Annotated in this window: 21 protein-coding genes; 15 read left to right on the top strand and 6 right to left on the bottom strand. The window is 50.5% G+C overall.

Features of this window, described 5'->3' with window-relative positions:
- Positions 1-110: 110 nt before the first annotated feature.
- Complete coding sequence (gene asnS / locus CCY32_RS01485; protein ID WP_088328647.1) at positions 111-1,508, bottom strand: asparagine--tRNA ligase; 1,398 nt, start codon at positions 1,506-1,508, stop codon at positions 111-113.
- A gap of 193 nt (positions 1,509-1,701) precedes the next feature.
- Between asnS and CCY32_RS01480 the strand changes: the two genes are divergently transcribed.
- Entirely contained in the window at positions 1,702-2,088 is a 387-nt protein-coding gene (locus CCY32_RS01480) for a hypothetical protein (protein ID WP_088328645.1), read from the top strand.
- 34 nt (positions 2,089-2,122) lie between these two features.
- Here the strand turns inward: CCY32_RS01480 and bioA are convergent, their stop codons facing one another.
- A complete protein-coding gene (bioA, locus tag CCY32_RS01475) occupies positions 2,123-3,391 on the bottom strand; it encodes an adenosylmethionine--8-amino-7-oxononanoate transaminase (RefSeq protein ID WP_088328643.1) in 1,269 nt (422 codons plus the stop codon).
- Positions 3,392-3,495: 104 nt separating this feature from the next.
- On the opposite strand from bioA, the gene bioB reads away from it, so the two are divergent.
- The 4 genes from bioB to bioD are packed head-to-tail and all read left to right on the top strand — an operon-like array spanning position 3,496 to position 7,217.
- On the top strand, positions 3,496-4,545 hold the full coding sequence (gene bioB, locus CCY32_RS01470; RefSeq protein WP_088328641.1) for a biotin synthase BioB: 1,050 nt from the start codon (positions 3,496-3,498) through the stop codon (positions 4,543-4,545).
- 49 nt (positions 4,546-4,594) lie between these two features.
- Positions 4,595-5,764, top strand: a complete 1,170-nt coding sequence (locus CCY32_RS01465; protein WP_088328639.1) for an 8-amino-7-oxononanoate synthase — start codon at positions 4,595-4,597, stop codon at positions 5,762-5,764.
- A complete protein-coding gene (locus CCY32_RS01460) occupies positions 5,754-6,536 on the top strand; it encodes a methyltransferase domain-containing protein (protein WP_088328638.1) in 783 nt (260 codons plus the stop codon). Before CCY32_RS01465 ends, CCY32_RS01460 begins: the two co-directional genes overlap by 11 nt.
- A 9-nt stretch (positions 6,537-6,545) precedes the next feature.
- The gene (gene bioD, locus CCY32_RS01455) at positions 6,546-7,217 is read left to right on the top strand and encodes a dethiobiotin synthase (RefSeq protein ID WP_088328636.1); all 672 of its coding nucleotides are present in this window, start codon (positions 6,546-6,548) and stop codon (positions 7,215-7,217) included.
- A gap of 56 nt (positions 7,218-7,273) precedes the next feature.
- Here bioD and upp read toward each other — a convergent pair whose 3' ends face one another.
- Entirely contained in the window at positions 7,274-7,900 is a 627-nt protein-coding gene (gene upp, locus CCY32_RS01450; protein ID WP_088328634.1) for a uracil phosphoribosyltransferase, read from the bottom strand.
- A 16-nt stretch (positions 7,901-7,916) separates the two neighbouring features.
- A complete protein-coding gene (gene pepE, locus CCY32_RS01445; RefSeq protein ID WP_088328632.1) occupies positions 7,917-8,609 on the bottom strand; it encodes a dipeptidase PepE in 693 nt (230 codons plus the stop codon).
- 177 nt (positions 8,610-8,786) lie between these two features.
- On the opposite strand from pepE, the gene htpX reads away from it, so the two are divergent.
- From htpX to CCY32_RS01420, 5 genes are all read left to right on the top strand, one after another.
- Positions 8,787-9,641: a protease HtpX gene (gene htpX / locus CCY32_RS01440; RefSeq protein ID WP_088329219.1), complete on the top strand. Its 855-nt coding sequence runs from the start codon at positions 8,787-8,789 to the stop codon at positions 9,639-9,641.
- A gap of 79 nt (positions 9,642-9,720) precedes the next feature.
- On the top strand, positions 9,721-10,197 hold the full coding sequence (locus CCY32_RS01435; protein ID WP_088328630.1) for a low molecular weight protein-tyrosine-phosphatase: 477 nt from the start codon (positions 9,721-9,723) through the stop codon (positions 10,195-10,197).
- Complete coding sequence (locus tag CCY32_RS01430; RefSeq protein WP_088328628.1) at positions 10,197-11,153, top strand: iron chelate uptake ABC transporter family permease subunit; 957 nt, start codon at positions 10,197-10,199, stop codon at positions 11,151-11,153. Before CCY32_RS01435 ends, CCY32_RS01430 begins: the two co-directional genes overlap by 1 nt.
- A gap of 2 nt (positions 11,154-11,155) precedes the next feature.
- Positions 11,156-11,893, top strand: coding sequence for an ATP-binding cassette domain-containing protein (locus tag CCY32_RS01425; protein WP_088328626.1), 738 nt, complete (start codon positions 11,156-11,158; stop codon positions 11,891-11,893).
- Between the two features lie 93 nt (positions 11,894-11,986).
- On the top strand, positions 11,987-13,327 hold the full coding sequence (locus CCY32_RS01420) for a 3-deoxy-7-phosphoheptulonate synthase class II (protein ID WP_088328624.1): 1,341 nt from the start codon (positions 11,987-11,989) through the stop codon (positions 13,325-13,327).
- A gap of 7 nt (positions 13,328-13,334) precedes the next feature.
- Here CCY32_RS01420 and CCY32_RS01415 read toward each other — a convergent pair whose 3' ends face one another.
- Together CCY32_RS01415 and CCY32_RS01410 are read right to left on the bottom strand one after the other, a co-directional pair.
- The gene (locus CCY32_RS01415; protein ID WP_246840494.1) at positions 13,335-14,351 is read right to left on the bottom strand and encodes a GGDEF domain-containing protein; all 1,017 of its coding nucleotides are present in this window, start codon (positions 14,349-14,351) and stop codon (positions 13,335-13,337) included.
- Between the two features lie 142 nt (positions 14,352-14,493).
- Positions 14,494-15,306, bottom strand: a complete 813-nt coding sequence (locus CCY32_RS01410; RefSeq protein WP_088328622.1) for a pyruvate, water dikinase regulatory protein — start codon at positions 15,304-15,306, stop codon at positions 14,494-14,496.
- 147 nt (positions 15,307-15,453) lie between these two features.
- Here CCY32_RS01410 and ppsA point away from each other — a divergent pair, with 147 nt between their 5' ends.
- The 5 genes from ppsA (at position 15,454) to CCY32_RS01385 (ending at position 22,433) form a co-directional block, all read left to right on the top strand.
- Positions 15,454-17,829, top strand: coding sequence for a phosphoenolpyruvate synthase (ppsA, locus tag CCY32_RS01405; protein WP_088328620.1), 2,376 nt, complete (start codon positions 15,454-15,456; stop codon positions 17,827-17,829).
- Positions 17,830-18,046: 217 nt separating this feature from the next.
- Positions 18,047-18,856, top strand: a complete 810-nt coding sequence (locus tag CCY32_RS01400; protein ID WP_088328618.1) for a hypothetical protein — start codon at positions 18,047-18,049, stop codon at positions 18,854-18,856.
- Positions 18,857-19,891 (top strand): ABC transporter substrate-binding protein, encoded by a 1,035-nt coding sequence (locus tag CCY32_RS01395; protein WP_088328616.1) that lies wholly within the window; start codon positions 18,857-18,859, stop codon positions 19,889-19,891.
- Positions 19,888-21,399: an iron ABC transporter permease gene (locus CCY32_RS01390; RefSeq protein WP_088328614.1), complete on the top strand. Its 1,512-nt coding sequence runs from the start codon at positions 19,888-19,890 to the stop codon at positions 21,397-21,399. Before CCY32_RS01395 ends, CCY32_RS01390 begins: the two co-directional genes overlap by 4 nt.
- A 14-nt stretch (positions 21,400-21,413) precedes the next feature.
- On the top strand, positions 21,414-22,433 hold the full coding sequence (locus CCY32_RS01385) for an ABC transporter ATP-binding protein (protein ID WP_088328612.1): 1,020 nt from the start codon (positions 21,414-21,416) through the stop codon (positions 22,431-22,433).
- The last annotated feature ends 26 nt before the right edge of the window (positions 22,434-22,459 follow it).

Genomic DNA, 22,459 nt, shown 5'->3' with positions numbered 1-22,459 from the left:
AAACAACTTTTACTCATCTTCTCTTGAGTCTCAACAAACTGGTTAAAGAAAAATTTAGGATAAAAAAAACGGGCCAGGGGCCCGTTTTTTGTTGTACTGAGTGTATCTTTCTAGTAGTTGGCGCTACCGGGTGTGCGGGGGAAGGGGATCACATCGCGCACATTCTGCATGCCGGTAACATAAGCGACCAAACGCTCAAAACCCAGACCAAAGCCAGAGTGGGGTACCGTGCCATAGCGGCGCAGATCGCGGTACCAGCTGTAATCCTCTTTATCCAGCCCCATCTCTTCCAGGCGCCAATCAAACACATCAAGACGCTCTTCACGCTGTGAGCCACCTATGATTTCACCAATACCCGGCGCGAGTACATCCATGGCCGCAACGGTTTTGTTGTCATCATTAATACGCATATAGAAGGCTTTAATGTCTTTTGGATAGTTCTGCATGATGATCGGTGCACCCACGTGCTCTTCGGCGAGATAGCGCTCATGCTCCGATGACAGATCGACTCCCCAGGCGACTGGGAATTCGAAGGTTTTGCCGGATTTTTGCAGGATATCGATGGCATCGGTGTAATCCATACGCACGAAGTCCTGGTCGATGACTTTCTCAAGTCGGCTGATGGCATCTTTATTAATGCGCTGAGCAAAGAAGGCCATGTCATCAGCTCGCTCTTCGAGTACGGCCTTAAACACATATTTGAGCATGTCCTCAGCCAGCTGAGCGACATCATTCAGGTCCGCAAAGGCGACTTCCGGTTCAATCATCCAGAACTCTGCCAGGTGGCGACTGGTATTAGAGTTTTCAGCACGGAAGGTGGGACCGAAGGTATATACTTTAGACATGGCACAGGCATAGGTTTCTACGTTAAGCTGGCCGGAAACGGTCAGAAACGCTTCTTTACCGAAAAAGTCCTGTCCGTAATCTACCTCTCCCTTGTCGTTTTTGGGGAGATTAAGCATGTCGAGGGTTGAGACCCTGAACATTTCTCCAGCCCCCTCACAATCACTTGCGGTGACGATGGGGGTACTGATCCAGAAATAGCCTCGTTCGTGGAAGAAACGGTGAATGGCCTGGGACAAGCAGTTGCGAATCCGGGTTACGGCACCAATGACATTGGTGCGAGGGCGTAAGTGGGCATGTTCACGTAAAAACTCGACACTGTGACGTTTTGCCGCCATAGGGTAGCTATCAGGGTTTTCCACCCAGCCCAGTACGTCCACGCTGTCTGCTTCGATTTCCACAGCCTGGCCCTGTCCCTCAGACGCTTTCACGACACCGCGTACCGATATGGAACATCCTGTAGTGAGTTTCTGAATCTGTTGATAATTTTCAAGGCTATTGAGGGCAATGACCTGAACCGGATCGAAGCAACTGCCATCATGCAGGGCGATAAAAGACAATCCGGCTTTCGAGTCACGGCGGGTGCGAACCCAACCTTTAACCGTTACCGTTGCACCTTGTGCATGTTGGCCTGTAAGAATATCAACTACTGGGGTATGCGCCATCTAACCTCTCCGTAGAATCCCGGCCCGGGATCCTGCTAATATGTTCTACAATTAATTGAAAATTCGAAAAAATTTAGCAAATGATGCTATTTTGGTCTATTCAGGATATCGACACCTCACAGCCTGAATGAGTGCTGCCGATAAGGGGTGTCATCTTACTTGGCTGGCAGGCAGACTCAAGCAAAAATAAACCATGAATAAAGACAATAAACACTGGGATGGCACCGACCGCCGACAAACCCCAGCAAAGCAGGATGCATTGTACCGCACTTTAACGGTCGGGGTCATTCTCGGCTGGTGCCTGTTTGTGGTTGCCATGCTCGTGTTTCATTATGCAAGACCGGAACTGTCTCCAGGCTTCTTCGATTATAAAAACGTTGAGAGCAGGGATGTCTGGGATGCGCCGATGACTCTCATACTGCTGTTGCTGCTCACCAGTTGCTTTCTTCTAAGCGGCCTGGCTCTGTATTTACGGGCCAAGCGGGCGCGGCGCCGCAATGATGGGTTGTGGCTGAACCTGTTTTTTCTTTTTGCCGGCACCCTCATCAGTCTGATCTGGTTGTTGTGGGAATTTATCTAACCGGAACGGCCATTAGCACGATGTCCTGATGGCTTCAGGCGTGTTGCAACGCGCTTTTTATCGCCCCAATGAGCTGGTTGAGTTGTGCTTGTGAGATAATGTAGGGCGGCATAATATACACCAGTTTACCAAATGGCCTTATCCACACGCCTTGTTGGACAAAATGTTGCTGAATACGGGCAACATCTACCGCTGTATGCGTTTCTACAACGCCAATAGCACCTAACACTCTGGTATCGGTAACAGCGTCGAGCTTGATCAGTGGTAACAGTTCTTTTTTAAGCTGCGCTTCGATCTGCCCGACCTGACGCTGCCATTGTCCCTGCATAATGATGTCAAGGCTGGCATTGGCTACCGCGCACGCGAGTGGGTTACCCATATATGTTGGCCCGTGCATAAACACGCCTGGGCTGCCCTGACAGACTCCCATGGCAACATCTTCACTGCACAGCGTTGCCGCCAGAGTCATGTAGCCACCGGTCAGTGCCTTACCCAGGCAAAGTATATCAGGACTGATATCGGCATGTTCACAGGCAAACAGCTTACCGGTTCGGCCAAACCCGGTGGCAATTTCATCGCAAATCAACAGGATATCGTACTCATCACAAAGCTGACGACAACGGCGCAAATATTCCGGGTGATAAATTCGCATGCCGCCGGCACCCTGAACCACGGGTTCGAGGATTAATGCGGCAATATCATGATGATGTTGCTCCATCAGTTCAGCCAATGGCGCGATGTCATCTTCATTCCAAAGCTGATTGAAACGGGTCTGCGGTGCCGGGGCAAAAATCTGCGGACTGAGTGCGTCGCTAAACAAGCTGTGCATGCCATTAACGGGATCGCAAACTGACATGGCGGCAAAGGTATCGCCATGATAACCATTGCGCGGGCTCAAAAAGCGCCTTTTCTGACGGTTGCCCTGGCAGGCCCAGAACTGTAGGGCCATTTTCATCGCTACCTCAACGGATACCGAGCCTGAATCGGCCAGAAACACGCGCTCCAGCCCCTCAGGTGTCATCGCAACCAACTTCTTACACAACTCGATGGCAGGGGCGTGGGTGAGCCCTCCAAACATCACATGGGCCATGGTGTCGATTTGTTCATGTGCGGCCTGATTCAAAGCGGCATGATTATAGCCATGAATGGCCGCCCACCAGGACGCCATGCCATCAATCAGCCGTTCACCGCTTTCAAGTTGCAGATACACGCCATCCGCGCGAGCAACCGGATAACAAGGTAGTGGATTGATTGCTGACGTGTAGGGGTGCCAGATATGGCGTTGATCGAATGCGGTATCCATGATGATAATTTAACCAGATGTAAAGTTATAAATCTGAAACAGGTTGACAACTCAGGGTCCGCGCATAGACTACTGGAGCTAAATTTCGAAGTAAAGGAAACCCCATGCAGGTGTCAGCAGAAATCCGCCACGACTGGAATAAAGAACAGGTACGTGAATTGTTTGCGTTGCCATTTAACGATCTGCTGTTCAAGGCGCAAATGGTGCACCGCCAGCACTTCAATCCCAATGAGGTGCAGGTCAGCACGTTGTTGTCCATCAAAACAGGAGCCTGCCCGGAAGACTGCAAGTATTGCCCGCAAAGTGCTCGCTATGACACCGGCCTGGAAAAAGAACGGTTGATGGAAGTAGAAAAGGTACTTGAGCGTGCCAGAGAAGCCCGTCAGGCTGGATCCACTCGTTTCTGTATGGGCGCAGCATGGCGCAATCCCAAAGACAGGGATATGCCGTATGTCATAGAGATGATTAAAGGGGTCAAAGCGCTGGGTCTGGAAACCTGCATGACGCTGGGTATGCTGAGCAGGGAACAGGCGATGATGCTCAAAGACGCGGGACTGGATTACTATAATCACAACCTCGATACATCAGAGGAATTTTACGGCGAGATCATCAGTACCCGAACCTATCAGGACCGTCTGGATACACTCAATAATGTGCGTTCCGCGGGTATGAATGTGTGTTCTGGTGGCATCGTTGGTATGGGGGAAAGCGCGAATGATCGGGCCGGATTGTTAGCCCAGTTGGCCAACCTTGAACCACAGCCTGAAAGCGTGCCGATTAACATGTTGGTCAAGGTCGAGGGGACGCCCTTAGATCAGGTTGAGGATTTGGACCAATTCGAATTTATTCGTACCATTGCCGTGGCGCGCATTATGATGCCCAAGAGCCATGTGCGCCTCTCAGCGGGTAGGGAAGCCATGAACGAGCAGATGCAGGCGCTGTGTTTCTTTGCCGGGGCCAATTCAATTTTTTACGGTTGCAAGCTGCTGACAACCTCCAACCCTGAAGAGGATTCCGACGTACGGTTATTTAAAAAGCTCGGAATCAATACCGAACGACGCCGTGAATATTCTGATGAAGCCCATGAAGCGGTGCTGAAAGACGCCTTACATGACAAGCAAACTGATACGTTATTTTATGATGCAAGTGTGTAAATAGAGTCCGCCGCAGTCGATAGTCCACAACATATTTGCCGGATTAACCATGAGCTTTGAATTTATTGCCAACGATCTGGCAGAACGGGCAACGCGCGATTTGTATCGTGAACAAGCGCTGATAGAAAAACAAGATGGGATCCGAATACAGATCGCAGGTCGCTGGTATTATAACTTCGCCTCCAATGATTATTTGGGTATCGGCCAGCAACAGGCGCTTCGACAGCATGTTATCGATGCCGTTGAAGTCGCTGCCCCTGGCAGTGGGGCCTCCCCCCTGGTAACGGGCTATACCGCCAGCCATCAGCGCCTGCAAGACCACTTAGCACAACTGCTTAATCGGGACAGGGTTCTGCTGTTTAATTCAGGATTCAGTGCCAACCACGCTGTGATTCAGGCCTTAATGCGCCACGGTGGGGTGGTTCTGGCTGACCGGTTAAGTCATGCCTCCATGCTGGATGGTGCGTTAGCCAGTAAGGCGAGACTCAAGCGCTTCTCTCATAATGACACACAACATCTGAGCCGGTTATTGACTCGTGCTCAGCAAAGCGAGGATGTCTTAGTGCTAAGCGAGGGCGTGTTCAGCATGGACGGTGACCAGGCACCGAGTAAAGACCTGGCTAAAATGTGCAATCAACATGGCGCCATGTTGATGCTTGATGATGCTCATGGCTTTGGCGTTTTAGGAGAGCAGGGTGGCGGCACTGCACAAGCTCATCAGTTAACGCAAACCGCGTTGCCACTGCTAATGGCAACCTTTGGTAAAGCGGCAGCCACCAGTGGCGCGTTTATCGCGACGAATACTCAGATATATGACTATCTGGTTAATTTTGCCAGGCACTATATCTACTCGACCGCCATGTCACCGCTGATGGCCGAGATCACATTGGCCAGTCTCAAACTACTTAATAAGGAACAGTGGCGCAGGGATCGTCTTAATGAAAATATTCGGTTATTTCGTCAGTTAAGCACAGCCTGTGGTTTGCCCGTCAGTGACTCTGAAACCGCCATTCAGCCGGTGATTATCGGGCCGTCCGATAAAACAATGGCAGTGGCAGAATACATAAAAAATGAAGGGTTTTGGGTTGGAGCGATACGCACGCCAACGGTTGCCGAAGGTAGCGCCAGGTTACGCGTAACGCTTACCACTGCGCATGATGCAAAGACAATACGTCTGTTGGTCAGTGCCATAGAAAAAGGCATGACACATGTACAATGAAGCAGAGCTCAAACAACGTATTGCACGCCAGTTCAGCAAAGCGGCCGAAGACTATGACCACGTTGCCGGAATTCAGCGGGACATTGCCAGCCATGCAATGAGTCTGTTCTCACCCGCAAAGAAATGGGTCATGGATCTTGGTTGCGGAACAGGCAGAATCAGCGCACAGCTGGCGCAACAGGCTACCCGGGTTATCGGTGTGGATATCGCCGCGGGTATGGTCAATGTTGCACGGCAGCGTTACCCCTTCAATAACCTGCACTTTGAGGTGGCGGATGCAGAAAACCTGCCCCTGGCCGATAGCACTATTGATGGCGTCTTTTCTTCAATGGCACTGCAGTGGTGCCAACCTCTTGAGAAGGTCATGCAGGAGCTTTACCGGGTGATGAAGCCCGGGGCCAGGGGGGTGCTGGCAATTATGGCTAAGGGGTCATTAGCAGAGCTTAATCAAAGTTGGTTGCAGCTCGCTGAACCTGCTCATGTTAACAGCTTTGAGGATAGTCACAGCATGTGCACCGCTGCCATTGCGGCAGGGTTTGACGCTGGCGTAACAGAAAAGTGTTTTACCAGCTGGCATACGGATATCTTTGCCGTCCTGCATTCGATTAAAGACGTCGGTGCAGGCGTATTGGTAAATCATCCAAAGCAGCGGTTATCTCGTAAACAATTACAACGCCTTCAGGCATGCTACAGTGAACATTTTGCACAAGATAAAGGCTTACCGCTGAGCTATCAGGTAACTTTCTTGGAAATACAAAAACAAACGGAATAATAATAACTTATGAAAAGCTTTTTCGTTACCGGCACCGATACCGAAGTCGGCAAGACCTTTGTCACAGCAACCATGTTGCATCAGCTTGCTTATCGACGTTTTCAGACCATTGGTTTTAAACCTGTGGCCTCCGGTAGCGAAGAGACAGAGGATGGCTTGCGCAATGCAGATGCGTTGACGCTTCAGGCGGCATCAACGCTCGCCCTTACCTATGAGCAGGTGAACCCCTTTACTTTTTTACCTGCCATTGCGCCGCATATTGCGGCAAAAGAGCAGGGGCAGGTGATTTCTCTGAAGCGTCTCACCGAACACTATCATAAACTCAAGCAACTCGGCGCAGATTACCTGTTTACGGAAGGGGCAGGCGGGTGGAGGTTGCCCCTTGGCGATGACGATTATCTCTCTGATTTTGTCAAAGCAGAAAAGATAGATGTGATTCTTGTCGTGGGTATGCGCCTGGGTTGTCTTAACCATGCGCTGTTAACCTGTGAAGCCATTGCTGCTGACGGTCTGAATCTGGCAGGATGGGTTGCCAATCAGGTGGAACTGGATATGCCACACATTGAGACCAACCTGGAGAGCCTTAAACAGCGTATCCAGGCTCCCTTTTTAGGCTATATCCCACGTCTTAATGATCCTGAATCATCACAGCAATACCTTGATTTAACCCCGTTGTTCTAAGGTTTTATCATGCCTTCGGTGAGCGCCATTGTGTTGATTTGCATCCCTGCTAAGGCTTACTTAGTGCCAAACAGTTTGTCACCGGCATCACCAAGGCCAGGCAGGATGTAGCCCCGTTCGTTTAAACACTCATCGATAGCTGCGGTATACAGTTCCACATCAGGATGTGCACGTTGTAATGCCTGAATGCCTTCAGGGGCGGCAACTAGTACCAGCGCCTTAATGGACGTGGCGCCATGTTGTTTGAGTAAGTCTATGGTGGCGATCATGGAACCCCCGGTCGCCAGCATCGGGTCGACGATAATGGCCAGGCGCTGATCGAGGTCAGCACTCAGTTTCTGAAAATAAGATACCGGCTTTAGCGTGGTCTCATCTCTATACATTCCCACCACGCTGATTCTGGCGTTAGGGATGAGTTCCAGTACCCCATCGAGCATGCCCAGACCTGCCCGTAAAATGGGCACGATGGTCACTTTTTTACCCTGAATCTGATCGACCTGAATATCTCCACTCCAGCAGCGGATAGGGGTTTTTTCCAAAGCCAGGTCAGCAGTTGCCTCATAGGTCAATAAACTGCCAATTTCACTGGCCAACTGACGAAACTCACGGGTACTGATGCCATCTTTTCGCAGCAATCCGACTTTATGCTTGACCAGTGGATGATTGATTTCAGTGACTGACATGATGACTCCTTAAGTATTAGAGTAAATCAGAAAGATCGTCGCCCGGCTGCACGTCCCGTTGATGTCCCCCCTGAAATACCACAGCAGGGTGGACGCCCGCCAGGGTCAGGCGGTCATTTTGCCTCACTAAGGCTCCGCCTTCACGAATACCTACGATGGGCATGTGTGGTTCCAGTACCATAAATTCAGCTAAGCGCTGAGCGCGGGTTTCACCATTAAAGCCGGGGGGCTGATAATCGCTGTAATGGGGGTTAATCTGAAAGGGCACCAAATTTAAGGCCTCAAAACTTGGCGGGGCAACAATGGGCATGTCATTGGTGGTGCGGATACTATTGCCACAAATGTTGGCCCCGGCACTCCAGCCAATATAAGGCACACCGTTTGATACCTGTGTTCGAAGTGGTTCAATCAATTGACGTTGATACAGCTCATTAAGCAGATGAAAAGTGTTGCCACCACCGGTGACAATTGCGCTGGCTTGACTGAGGGCAGCTTCCCCATCTTCATGCTCATGAATACCTGTGACCTGGAGTTTCGGCAGCGCCTGCTGCACTTTTTTAGTGTAGTCATCCCAGTCAAGGGTAACCCCCGCATAGGGAATAAAAAGCACATTCTGGATACCGTCTAGATGACGCTCAATCATCGGCCGGGCGGTTTGTAAAAATTCGCTGTTTCCCTCTTTGGAGCTGCTAAGCATGAGAAGCTGCATGAAACTTTCCTGTGTACACCATAAAAAAGAGTTTGAGTATACCCGCCGTGCTGCTATAAGTCAGGCACGAGCGCGGCCATTAAATGCTATGGCGAAATATTTGCTCACAGTTTAAACATTTGAAAAGGCGGTCCCAGGGCCCAATATTAGTCCAGAAATGTCATTGGAGTGTTGATGATGAAACGTGTACTGCTGTTTATTGCTACCAACTTAGCCGTTGTTCTGGTTCTCGGTATTGTACTTAACCTGGTTTTGCCGCTGTTTGGGCTGACCATGCAAGGTAATGGTGGTTTATTGGTCTTTGCCAGCATCTTTGGCTTTGGCGGCGCTTTTATATCTTTGCTGATGTCCAAATGGATTGCTAAACGTTCTGTTGGTGCTCATGTCATTGCAGAGCCGGTCAACAGCACTGAAAAATGGCTCGTCGATACCATCGCCAGACTCTCGGAACAAGCCGGCATTGGAATGCCTGAAGTGGCAATTTATCGCTCTGCTGACATGAACGCCTTTGCTACCGGGGCCAACCGAAACAATGCCCTGGTAGCGGTATCCACTGGGCTGCTTGAGAACATGCGCCAGGACGAAATTGAAGGCGTACTGGCACATGAAATCAGCCATATCGCCAATGGAGACATGGTCACCATGACCTTATTACAAGGGGTGGTGAATACCTTTGTGATCTTCCTGGCCCGCGTTGTGGCCAATGCGCTACGCGGCAATAATAATCAAGGCGGATTCTTTGCTTATATGGCTACCGTTTTTATTCTTGAAATGGTTTTTGGCATTCTCGCCAGTATTATTGTTATGGCCTTTAGTCGCTACCGCGAATACCGCGCTGATTCAGGTTCTGCCGCATTAGTAGGACGCAATAAAATGATTGCCGCCTTGCAACGACTAAAATACAGCCAGGAATCGCAACTCGACGGTACCATGATGGCCTTTGGTATTCGCGGCAAGTCGGCGGTGGCAGAGCTGTTTCGCAGCCATCCTCCGCTGGAAAAACGCATCCAGGCGTTACAACACAAAGCGTAATACTATAGCGACAGGCGCGGCTTGACTGGCAGAGTAATTCTGACATAGTAGAGCCCCTTTTTTAGCGCGGGAATCAGGCATGTCTCAGGGTGAGTTTTCGGTTTTATTTGTTTGTCTTGGTAATCTGTGCCGATCACCGACAGCCCATGCGATTTTCAAGCACAAGGTGGCTAAAACGGCGCTAAAGGTGCGTGTTGATTCAGCCGGCACATCGGGGTTTCACGCTGGCAGCCTTCCTGATCGGCGCACCTGTGAGGCCGGAGAAAAGCGTGGGTACAGCTTTAAGGGACAGCGTTCAAGACCGGTGAGTGAGGAAGATTTTGCGCAGTATGATTTGATTCTGGCTATGGATCAGTCCAATCAGGATGATCTGCTGGCGCGCTGTCCTGAAGAGTACCAGCATAAAATTCAACTGTTTCTCGAGTATGCCGGTCACGAACAAATTGAAGTGCCCGATCCCTACTATGGTGGTCGTCGCGGTTTTGAGTTGGTGTTAGATTTAGTGGAGCAGGGATGTGACGGCCTGATCCGAAAAATGAAGAGCTCTGCACCCTGATGTTTTACCGCACCAGACTGCTCAGTCTGTTGTCATTGATATTGCTTACCCTTGCTGTCTTTGTCCTGCTCCGTGATCTTCAGTTTTCCGAGCAGGTAGACCGGCAAATTTTGCTGCAGTTGCGCTTACCCCTGGTACTATGCGCCATGATGGTGGGGGCGAGTCTGGCAACCAGCTCGGCCTTATTACAGGTAATGCTGCGCAACCCCCTGGCAGACCCCGGCATCATTGGTATTAGCAGTGGTGCAAGCCTGTTTGCAGCCATTTATCTGCTCATCGGAGGCAGTCTCAGCGCTGTCTTACTGGAGTACGGCCTCCCTTTGTTCAGTTTTATTGGCGCGCTGCTCTCGACACTGTTGATATATGTACTGGCAAGACGGCTGAGTCTGGTGTCTGGAAGTGGCGTGATCTTGGCTGGCATTGCGATATCTACACTCAGCGGTGGGATTATTGCGTGGCTGTATTTCTTTTCTGATGCTCAGTCACTGAGAAACCTGACGTTCTGGTTGCTGGGCAGTCTTCATCAGGCCAGCCTGCAGCTGGTGTTGCTGGCATTGCTGCCGGTTTGCCTGGCACTGGGCGTGGTGATCATTCAGGGACGGGCGTTAAACTGGCTGTATATGGGGCAACGCAGCGCTCAATTGGCGGGCCTGGATATCGTCCGCTTTTATCCCAGAATGCTGCTCGTGAGTGCCTTTTTAGTTGGCGTTGCCGTATCCCTAGCAGGTTCAATCGCCTTTGTCGGGCTTTTGGTGCCTCATTTACTGCGCAATGTATTCGGTTTTGACAACCGTTTTATTCTCCCCGCATCGGCTTTGCTGGGGGCCATACTCATGTTGCTGGTCATTCTGGTCTCTGATCTGTTTGGCGGTGTCGCCGTACCGGTGTCGATGCTGACGGCGACGCTGGGTGGGCCGGTATTTCTCTATTCTGTGATTAAACTGGCGGCACGATAACCATGTTAAGGATTGAGGGGCTCTCGCTTCCCCAACGGATAAAACAGGTCAGCCTGGATGTGGTTCCAGGGGATGCGATTCATCTTCTGGGTCCTAACGGTTCCGGCAAATCCAGTCTGTTAAACCTGATTGCCGGGCTTATCACTGCGCAGCAGGGCACTATCTGGCTCGAAGGCAGAAACCTTTACCATTACTCTACGGCAGAACTTGCAACCTGTCGCTGCCTGATGGAACAAACCCATCGCAGTGTTTTTGCGCTGACCGTAGAAGAAAGCCTGAGCTTTTTTTGCGATACGCGCCCACTGCCAGATGAGCTGGAACAGGCTCTGGATATCACGCAGTTCCTGCATCGTCCGCTAAATGAGCTCTCCGGTGGAGAACAACGACGGGTACAGATTGCCCGCTGTCTGATGCAAATCTGGCCGGCCATAGACGACGGAAAAGCGCTGATTTTGCTGGATGAACCGGTACAGGGGTTAGATTTTTCCCATCAACACCGACTGTGTATTTTGCTCAATGAACTGGTAAGAAAGGGAAATATGCTCATCATGAGCCATCATCAGCTTAACCTGGCTGAACGATATGCCAACCGCATCTGGTTGATGCACGAAGGAAAACTCACGGCAGACGATGTGCCTAACGCGGTACTGACCGAAGCTCGACTGAGCGAAGTGTTTGCCTGTAATGTGCGCATTGTTGCCGATACAGAACAAAATCGCCTAATTCAGACTTATCTCTAATTGAAATTTTCTTTCAGAAACCGTAAGTTTCAGACTCTGCTTTGAGCAGAATTCATATCGTTTTGGAATAATCAACGCATTTAAGGAATTGACGTGACTCAGTGGCAACCTGATAGCTGGCGCAAGCTGCCTATTCAACAACAACCCACCTATCAAGATCAGCAACAACTGCAAAATGCCGAAGCGCGGTTGGCCAAATATCCACCTCTGGTGTTTGCTGCCGAAGCCCGTGAACTGTTCCGTCAGCTTGGAGACGTGGCTGAAGGAAAGGGTTTTTTGCTGCAAGGGGGAGATTGCGCCGAGTCCTTTGATGAGTTTAACGCGCCAAAGATCCGAGACACCTTTAAAGTTATTCTGCAAATGGCCATCGTGCTGACCTTTGCAGGGCGCTGCCCGGTAACCAAAGTTGCACGCATGGCTGGTCAATACGCCAAGCCTCGCTCCAGCGATATGGAAACCATTGATGGCGTGGCCTTACCCAGTTACCGGGGAGATATCATCAATGACTTTGCGTTCACTGATGAGGCACGTCAGCCCAATCCGGAACGAATGATTGAAGCATACCACCGCTCTGCGGCCACATTAAACCTGCTGCGGGCTTTCGCGCAGGGTGGACTGGCGGATCTTCATCAGGTGAATCGCTGGAATATGGCTTTTGTTGAGAACAATCCGCTCAAAGAGCGGTATCAGGATATGGCCCAGCGCATTCAGGATGCACTTTCTTTTATGGAAGTGGTGGGGATTAATTCCAGCAACAATTCAGCGCTCCATGAAACCAGTTTGTTTACGTCACACGAGGCACTTTTACTCAATTATGAACAGGCGCTGACCCGCAACGATACCCTGACCGGAAAATGGTACAACTGCTCTGCACACATGTTGTGGATTGGGGAGCGAACGCGACAGCTTGATCATGCCCACGTTGAGTTCTTCCGGGGTATTCATAACCCTGTGGGGGTCAAGATTGGTCCCGGCATGCAGGAAGATGAACTTATCCGTTTAATCGATGCACTCAACCCTGATAATGAAGCAGGCCGCCTGACGCTGATTACCCGAATGGGCGCCGACAATCTTGCTGACAAACTGCCCAAGTTGCTGCGCCGGGTAAAGCAGGAGGGACGTAAAGTGGTATGGAGCTCAGATCCCATGCACGGTAATACGGTTAAAGCCTCAAGTGGTTATAAGACCCGTAATTTTGATGCCATATTGCGCGAAATACGTCAGTTTTTCCAGGCTCATCAGAGTGAGGGCACCCATGCAGGGGGTATTCACCTTGAAATGACCGGACAGCATGTCACTGAGTGTACCGGGGGCGCTTACAAGATTAGCGAATCGGACCTGGCTGAGTGTTATCAGACACAGTGTGACCCAAGGCTGAACGCCGATCAGGTGTTGGAACTGGCTTTTCTGGTGGCTGATCACCTCAAAGCCTAACCGGCGGTTACGCCACGGCGGTATCTTTTTGTGGATGGTGTGACGCAGAGTCCGCCATCACCACCTGGTCGCGGCCGTTTTCTTTCGCCTGATAAAGCGCGCTGTCGGCGCGCGCCATCCAGTCATCAGCATTTTCCTTGGCCCCAAGGCAGGCCAGGCCAAAGGACGCTGTTACTCTGGCAGAGGGGCTTTGTAATTGTTCTCTGATCACCTCAAGCAGGTTTTGCGTGACAGAAATCAGCCCGGACTCATCAGTTCCTGGCAGCAGCAACACAAACTCTTCGCCACCAAAGCGGAAAAGCTGATCTGACTGTCTGATCTGGTCAGTGATGATATCCACACATTTAATCAGAACCTGGTCACCCTCGGCATGTCCATGCTCGTCATTAATCGCTTTAAAATGATCTAAATCGATGATCGCCAGCCCGTATTGAATCTGATGGCGCTGCAGGTTTAGTACAGCCTTATGTAACTCTTCCTCCATGGCGCGACGATTTTTAACACCGGTGAGAGGATCCAGCGTCGCCAGCTGTTCCAGGCGACGTCGCTGAGACTCATTGCGACGAGAAAACACATAGGCACAAGCACTGACCACGATCGCGGTGGTAATGAACGAGACGAGTTGTTCTGATGGGATATTACCCACCTTGAACACCCCAAGGGTAAATAATGCCAGACCATTGATTAGCACAGCTAACCGGGAGGAGGTCAGGAAAAAACTGGTGATAAAACATGGGTACAGCCAGAACAACCCGATAATGTGTTGCAGACTCACCACTACCAGGCCACCGCAGCATACTACCACTGCCATAATAACGCCGCTGCGACGGGTATCCCCGGACATCCAGGCATATGCCATGACACTGCAAATACTGAGTAAAATAAGGGTATCGACAATGGCGGCTAACTGGTCGCCGTTAATCAGGCGATACACCGCAAAGGGCGTAATACCGACAATGGCGCAGACACTCAGCAGCGTGATGATAGAGAGTCGAAAATCATTTTTCAGTCGGTATAACATCATCGGCCTTTGCTTATTGACCCGCGCTGGGCCTGTTGCGTATTTTTGTATGTAACAGGCGAGTATCTTTGCCACTTAAGGCGCGAATACCCGGCGTCCACTGCCACCTTACATTGCCTTTGTGTACCATTTTCACCTCGGATTATCAGTATTTTTTACGCTGCAGTCCGGTCTCTGCCAGAATTTTTGCTGAAATCTCTTCAATGGAATACTTTGTACTGTTCAAAAACGGAATACATTCTCTGCGATACAGATTTTCCACTTCCCGCAATTCCATACGGCATTGACGCATAGAGGCATATTTGCTGTTAGCCCTGCGCTCAGATCGAATCTGATGTAAACGTTCAGGATTGATGGTCAGGCCAAATAGTTTTTGTTTAAAACGGCGCAATTTTGCAGGCAGTTTCAGCATATCGCCCATATCTTCTTCTGTGAATGGATAGTTAGCCGCTTTGATACCATACTGTAATGCCAAATAAAGGCTGGTCGGTGTCTTACCCGAGCGTGATACTCCCACTAAAATGATATCCGCCTCATCATAATTGTCCGTATTACTGCCATCATCGTTTGCCAGTGCATAGTTGACCGCTTCAATACGAATATCATAGGTCTTTTCATGAATGCTGTGGGTACGATGTTTTTCCGGTTTGGCCGGAATACCCAGTATTTTTTCCAATGGCGCCACAAACTGGTCGAGGAAATTGTAATTAATGCCCACGGAGTTTGAAATAATTTCACGGACATCAGAATTAACGATGGTATAAAACACCAAAGGACGTTCACTGCTGTCACTAAAAGTTTTGGCGATTTGCGCGTTTACGCGTTCTGCATGTTCCGACGTTTCCACAAAGGGAATGGTGATATGATTGAATTCGGTAGGGAAAAGGGACAATAACGCATGACCAAACACTTCTGAGGTTATCGCGGTTCCATCTGATATATAGTAGGCAGTGCGCAAAACAATTCCTTAACAATGTTGTAAATTTATTACGAAAACAAATAAAATTTTACTTTGTTATTACCCGCATTCTAAAATCCCCAGCGATAAAAGTCAGTTGTTATCTCATTGGCTTTGAATTCACGGATATATTCAGGAGAGCTAGCGGTGCAGAAATACGTCTTGTGGTATCAGCAGTTAGGCATGCATGATGTGGATAGAGTGGGGGGCAAAAATGCCTCTCTGGGTGAAATGATTTCCAATCTGGCCAATGCCGGTGTCATGGTGCCGGGAGGATTTGCGACTACCGCTGAGGCGTTTAACGAATTTCTCGAACAAAGTGGGCTGGATGCGCGTATCCATGAAACCCTGGATGCTCTGGATGTGGATGATGTGGATGCGCTGACCAAAGCGGGCGCAGAGATACGTCAGTGGATTATCGACACGCCCTTCCAGCCCGAACTCGAAGCCGCCATCCAGGCAGCGTTCGACCAACTCCAGCAAGAAGCAGGCGGTGAGGCCTCGTTTGCGGTACGCTCTTCTGCGACAGCCGAAGATATGCCCGATGCGTCTTTTGCCGGTCAGCAAGAAACTTTTCTTAATGTAAAGGGTTACGACAATGTGCTGATTGCGATTAAGCATGTGTATGCCTCTTTATTTAATGATCGAGCGATTTCCTATCGTGTTCACCAGGGATACGATCACAAAGGCGTGGCGTTATCGGCTGGCATTCAGCGCATGGTGCGCTCTGATTGCGCGTCCTCCGGCGTCATGTTTACCATTGACACCGAATCGGGTTTCGAAGATGTGGTGTTTATCACCTCATCTTTCGGCCTCGGCGAAATGGTGGTACAGGGGGCGGTGAATCCAGACGAATTCTATGTCCACAAGCCAACCCTTGAAAAAGGCAAACCCGCCGTTGTGCGTCGAAATCTGGGCAGCAAACTGAAGAAAATGATCTACTCAGACGATGCCAGTCACGGTAAACAGGTGGACATTGTTGATGTTGATGCTGCTGACAGTCATCGGTTCTCACTCAATGATCAGGAAGTGATGGAATTAGCCAAGCAGGCGCAAATCATTGAGAAGCATTACCAGCGGCCCATGGACATTGAATGGGCAAAAGATGGTACTGACGGGAAACTCTATATCGTACAGGCACGCCCTGAAACGGTGCGCAGCCGTGACGACGCGCAAAGCATAGAGCGTTTTCAGCTCAAAGGCGAAGCTAACATAGTCTGCGAAGGTCGCGCCATCGGACATAAAATCGGTAGCGGTGAAGCCAAAGTACTTGGCTCTATTGATGAAATGAATAAAATTCAGCCCGGTGATGTGCTTGTTACCGACATGACGGATCCTGACTGGGAGCCGATCATGAAAAAGGCCTCTGCCATTGTAACTAATCGTGGTGGACGCACCTGTCATGCAGCAATCATCGCCAGAGAGCTGGGTATTCCGGCAGTGGTCGGCTGTGGTGATGCCACGGCACAAATCCAGAACGGTGACAAAGTCACTGTTTCCTGCGCAGAAGGGGATACCGGTTATATCTATGGCGATGTGCTGGATTTCGATGTGGTGACGTCGCGCATTGATGCCATGCCTGATATGAAGCTAAAAGTCATGATGAACGTGGGTAACCCGGATCGGGCCTTTGACTTTGCCCGGTTGCCTCATGCCGGGGTGGGCCTTGCCCGTCTTGAGTTTATTATCAACCGTATGATTGGCGTACATCCCAAAGCGTTGCTGAACTACGACCAACAACCCGATGATGTCAAAGCCGAAATCGATGATTTAATGGCAGGCTACAGCTCGCCGGTTGAGTTCTATGTTGAAAAACTCGTAGAAGGTATTGCCACTATCGGTGCCGCATTCTCGCCTGAGAAAGTGATCGTGCGCATGTCAGACTTCAAGTCTAACGAATACTTTAACCTGGTGGGCGGATACCAATATGAGCCCCACGAAGAAAACCCGATGTTGGGTTTCCGTGGTGCAAGTCGTTATATCTCCGAAGATTTCCGTGATTGTTTTGCGCTGGAATGTGAAGCCATCAAGCGGGTACGCAACCAGATGGACCTGACCAACGTGGAGATTATGATCCCCTTTGTCAGAACCCTCGAAGAGGGACGCAAGGTGATTGAGCTACTCGAAGAGCAGGGGCTCAGACAGGGTGAAAATGGATTGCGTGTCATCATGATGTGTGAATTACCGTCCAATGCGCTGTTAGCCGATCAATTCCTGGATATTTTTGATGGCTTTTCTATCGGCTCGAACGATTTGACGCAGCTCACACTCGGACTGGATCGGGATTCGGGCGTGATTGCTCATCTATTCGACGAGCGTAATGAAGCGGTTAAAATCTTGTTAGCCATGGCGATTAAGGCTGCCAAAGCGCGCGGTAAATATGTCGGTATCTGCGGTCAGGGACCATCAGACCATGAAGATCTTGCGGCCTGGCTGGTGGAGCAGGGAATCGACAGTGTGTCGCTTAATCCGGACACCGTCATCGACACCTGGCTTTACCTGGCAGAGCAGCACCAGGACTGATGGGGCACAACCACGCAGGCTGATGGTTCGTCAGCTGAGAACGAACTGAACAATAAAGGGAAACGCAAACCGTGGCGTTTCCCTTTTTTTATTGAATGGCAGAAGATGCTGACTCTTCTTTATGGTCACTAGGCCCTGGTACCCACATTGGGGGACTTTCATTCTTTGCTGATAATAAGTATCATTTGCACTTCTTTATACTAGACAAAGGCTAACTATGCAGCGCATCTATAAAACCAGTCAACGTATGGTGGCGGGCATCGCAATGGGCCTGGCAGTGGCGTCGACATCTGTTTACGCAAATGGCCCTATTGGTGAGCATGTCCATCAACTGCAACAACATATTCCTCACTACAGCGAAGAAGTCGACATGCTGATCCGTCAGGTGGATGAGGTTATTGCAACCTATGCCGACAAAGGCAAACAGGGAGTGCAATCCGATGTTCTGATCGATTACTGGGAAGCCGTTGATTTTCATGCCGCCATCGAAACCAGCTATGTGCCGGTTTATGCCTTGATTTGGCAGGGTTTATTCGGTGTCAAAGATGCAATAGAAAAAGGTAAAGCGCTACAACAGGTGCGTCAGCAACAAAGGCTTTTTGAAACGAGTCTGTGGCAGGCGTTAGGTGCGGTTAAGCTGGCGGCTCAATATCAGCAGCAGGGTAAGCTCGCGCAAGCCGGTAAGGAAAACAGCCCGGGTACTGCCAGTCAGACCATTACTGAAATTAACCACCGTTTAGACCGTGTTGTGGCCAAAGCGGCGGAAAAACTGCCTCAACAGGCTATTGATATTGTGCATAGCACTTACCTGAATCTGTTTGAAGGTCTGGAAGGGCAACTCATAGAACAGGATGCATCGCTGGTAGAAGGGCTGGAAAAAGATTTCAATGTGACCTTACCCGTGGCTCTCAAAGAACAGGCTGACATTACCATCATTCGTCAAATTGTGACGCAGATGCAGACCAAGCTTAATCAGGCACAAGGCTTACTCAACAAGGCTGAAAAGAGCACCAGGGACGTATTTTAAGTGCATCGCAGATCCTTTATTCAGGGTATAGCCGCTGCCAGTTTTCTCACAGCGACGCCCTGGGCACGCGCATTTCAGAGCGATCAGCGCATGGCCCTTTCAGTGGAGCAACTACCGTCATTAACCGGTGAACTGACCCTGTACCTGGGTCGGGGAGAAGGGGGGTTATATGAAAAGGTCCTGGATGCGATCCGAGATAGGAACCCTGACTTGGATTTACGTGTACGCCGGGGCGCCACTGCTGCACTGGCTAATACGCTTGTGGCAGAAGCCAGGGCCGGTGTTCGGCGGGCTGATCTGTTCTGGGCAGTAGATTCTGGTGCCATTGGGCTGGTGACGGCAAACGGTCTGGCAAAATCCTTGCCGCCAGAACTGACGTCGCAACTTAAGGCAGGGTTTCAGTATCCTCAGTGGGCGCCAGTCACGGGGCGTATTCGTACTTTACCGTACAACCCACAACGCATTGCTGCCAGTGCCATCCCTGATAGCATTATGGCACTGGCTGACAGCCAACTGTCTATAGGCTGGGCACCCGCCTATGCGTCTTTTCAGTCGTTTGTGACCGCCATGCGCTTACTCAACGGCGAACAGCAGACCGCTGATTGGCTTAGTGCAATGAAAGCTCGCTCTACCAGTTATGCCGGCGAGCTCGGCGTGGTAATGGCTGTAGAACGGGGAGAAGTGGACCTGGGTTTAGCTAACCATTATTACAGTCTGCGTCTTAAAGCCGGAAAACCACAGGCGAATATAGAACTTGCCTTTACGAAGAACGATGCAGGGTGTCTGGTTAATGCCTCCGGCATCGTATGTTTGAGTGAAAATAGCACGGCAGTTAACTTTATTCGTTACCTGTTAACGCAGGAAGTGCAGTCTTATCTTGCCTCCGAAGCCTATGAAATTCCACTGGTCAATGGCGTTTCTATGCCAGCGGGTTTGCCAGGCTTATCCAGCATGTCGCCGCCAAAACTGGATCTTACCCAACTCGCTGATTTACGTCCTACCTTAGATATGATGCGGGATGTCGGAGTGTTATGAAGACCATTCCCCTGTCATATCTTCCCAGTGCACTGATTGCCGCACTGGCGATAGGGCCGATTATCGTGTTGGCGGTGCTCGCCTCTGAGTCTGCGCAAGTTTTTGATCCGCATAATATCAGAGTGATGATTAACACACTCACTCTGATGTCACTGACCGCGCTGGGTGCGACACTGATTGGTGTGCCTCTGGCCCTGTTTACCGCCTATGTAGAAACGCCGTTGCGTAAAACCTGGTTGGTGTTACTGACTGCGCCGCTGGCTATGCCTAGTTATATTGGTGCCTTTACACTCTATGCAGCGTTTGGCCCTGGTGGTGAAATCGACAATGCCCTGGGACTGTCGCTGCCTGCGGTCAGAGGCATGCCCGGTGCTGTTATGGTGATGACCCTCTATACCTATCCCTTTGTCTTGTTAACCACGCGCAGCGCATTACGCAGTCTGGATGCCAGTCAGGTTAATGCAGCGCGAACACTCGGTATGTCATTGCCAGGCTGTCTTTTTAGTGTGGTGCTGCCCAGAGTGACTCGGGGCATTGCAGCGGGTGCCTTGTTGGCTGCCCTGTATGCGTTATCTGATTTTGGCACACCGGCCATCATGCAAGTGGACACCTTTACCCGTGTGATATACGTGGAATATAACGCCTTTGGTTTAAGCCAGGCAGCCATGTTGTCACTGCAGTTACTGTGTATTGTCGCGCTGTTAGTGTTTATCGAGTCGAGGGTGACAGGCACTAAAGAAATGCCCGGACGACCATTACGACTCTGGCCGGGAAGATGGCAGCGGGCGGTAATGGTGAGTGCTTTTTTGCCGGTGCTGATCCTGGCGATTATGCTACCTTTATCCGTTTTCAGCCTGTGGCTGTGGCGTGAGGGCAGCGGCAACTTTGAGCTACAATACGCCTTTAATTCAGCTTATGCCTCGTTGCTTGCCGCCGCGGTCGCGGTGTTGCTGGCCATTCCAGTAGCGCATGCTGCGATACGCTCAAAATCCGGCAGGGTAATGGAACGTATTACCTATCTTGGCTTTGGGGTGCCGGGAATTGTTATGGGTACGGCACTGGTGTATGTCGGTTTGCAATTGCCCTGGCTTTATCAAACGCTGGGGCTGCTTGTCATCGCCTATGTATTGCGTTTTTTACCGCTGGCTGTCGGTGCCGTGAGAACCGCCTCGGAACGTCTGGATCCGAGTCTGGTCAGCGCAGCTCGTTTACTTGGCGCACGCCCAGCGGAGACCTTCAGGCGCATTACTCTGCCGCTGACAGTGCGCGGCATTGTTGCCGGCGCTGCGCTGGTTTTTTTGGAAGCAATGCGTGAACTTCCTGCAACGCTGATGTTAGGCCCTACCGGATTTGAGACACTGGCCACGTATTTATGGCGGGTATACGAAGCCGGCTATTTTGGTCATGCCGCCATACCCGGATTGTTACTTATTCTGATGTCGGTGCTGATACTCATGCTCATGCTATCGGGTGAGCGTCGTGCCGAAATCGAACTGTCAGATCCTTAAGGATAGGTGGTCATATGTTAGATGTTAGTAATTTAGCCGTTTATTACGGCGAGCATCAGGTGGTCAGTGACGTCAGTTTCAGCCTCGAAAAAGACGAAATACTGATGCTGGTAGGTCCCACCGGGTGCGGTAAAACGACCATCTTAAACGTCCTTGCCGGATTGGTGCCGATACACGCCGGGACGATTTCCCTAGCAAACTGGCGCGCCACCGCAAAACAGCTGATTCCACCCGAGAAGCGCCAACTGGGAATGGTTTTCCAGGATTTCGCTTTGTTTCCACATCTAAGTGTCGAGCAGAACATTTATTTTAAACTCAAACGTCGCGATCGGGCAGAACACTGGATACGTTTACTGGGATTAGATGCACATCGCCATGCCTGGCCCGCCACGCTGTCAGGAGGGCAAAAGCAACGTGTGGCGCTGGCTCGTACACTTGCGCACGATCCCCAATGTGTTCTGTTAGATGAACCCCTGTCAAATCTGGATGCTGCACTCAAAGACAGCCTGAGATGGGAAATACGAGACGCACTAAAAAAAGCAGGCGTACCCGCAATTTGGGTGACACATGATCAGGAAGAGGCGCTCTCTGTTGGTGACAGAATTGGCGTGCTAAAAGGCGGAAGATTGCATCAACTGGACACGCCAGAACGGTGTTTCTCAGAGCCTTCAGACCGTTTCGTTGCCCGCTTCCTCGGGGAAGCGAGTTTTTTGCCAGGTCGTTTGTCAGCAGATAAGAAAATAGCTATGACCACATTAGGTGAGGCTCCAGCTATTCCCATCAATGAAGCCTGTGACAACATTGACTTACTGTTGCGTCCAGATGATTTAAGTGTGCATCAGGATGAAAAAGGAGAGGGCTACATAAAGTGGGTCAGATATGAAGGGGGCGCACGCTTTTATGCTGTGCAACTGGAAGACAAGGATATTGAACTGCGAGTCCGGGTGAATCATGAACAACAACTGGCGCCGGGGCAGCGGGTCAGCATGCGAATCACCACCACCCATCCGCTTGCGGCGTTTAATCGACTCTGACAATGTTTGGTTAATATTTCTACAAA

The organism is Lacimicrobium sp. SS2-24, assembly GCF_002201535.1.
In the GTDB taxonomy this organism is placed as follows: domain Bacteria; phylum Pseudomonadota; class Gammaproteobacteria; order Enterobacterales; family Alteromonadaceae; genus Lacimicrobium.
This window is presented reverse-complemented; position numbering and strand designations above follow the sequence as displayed.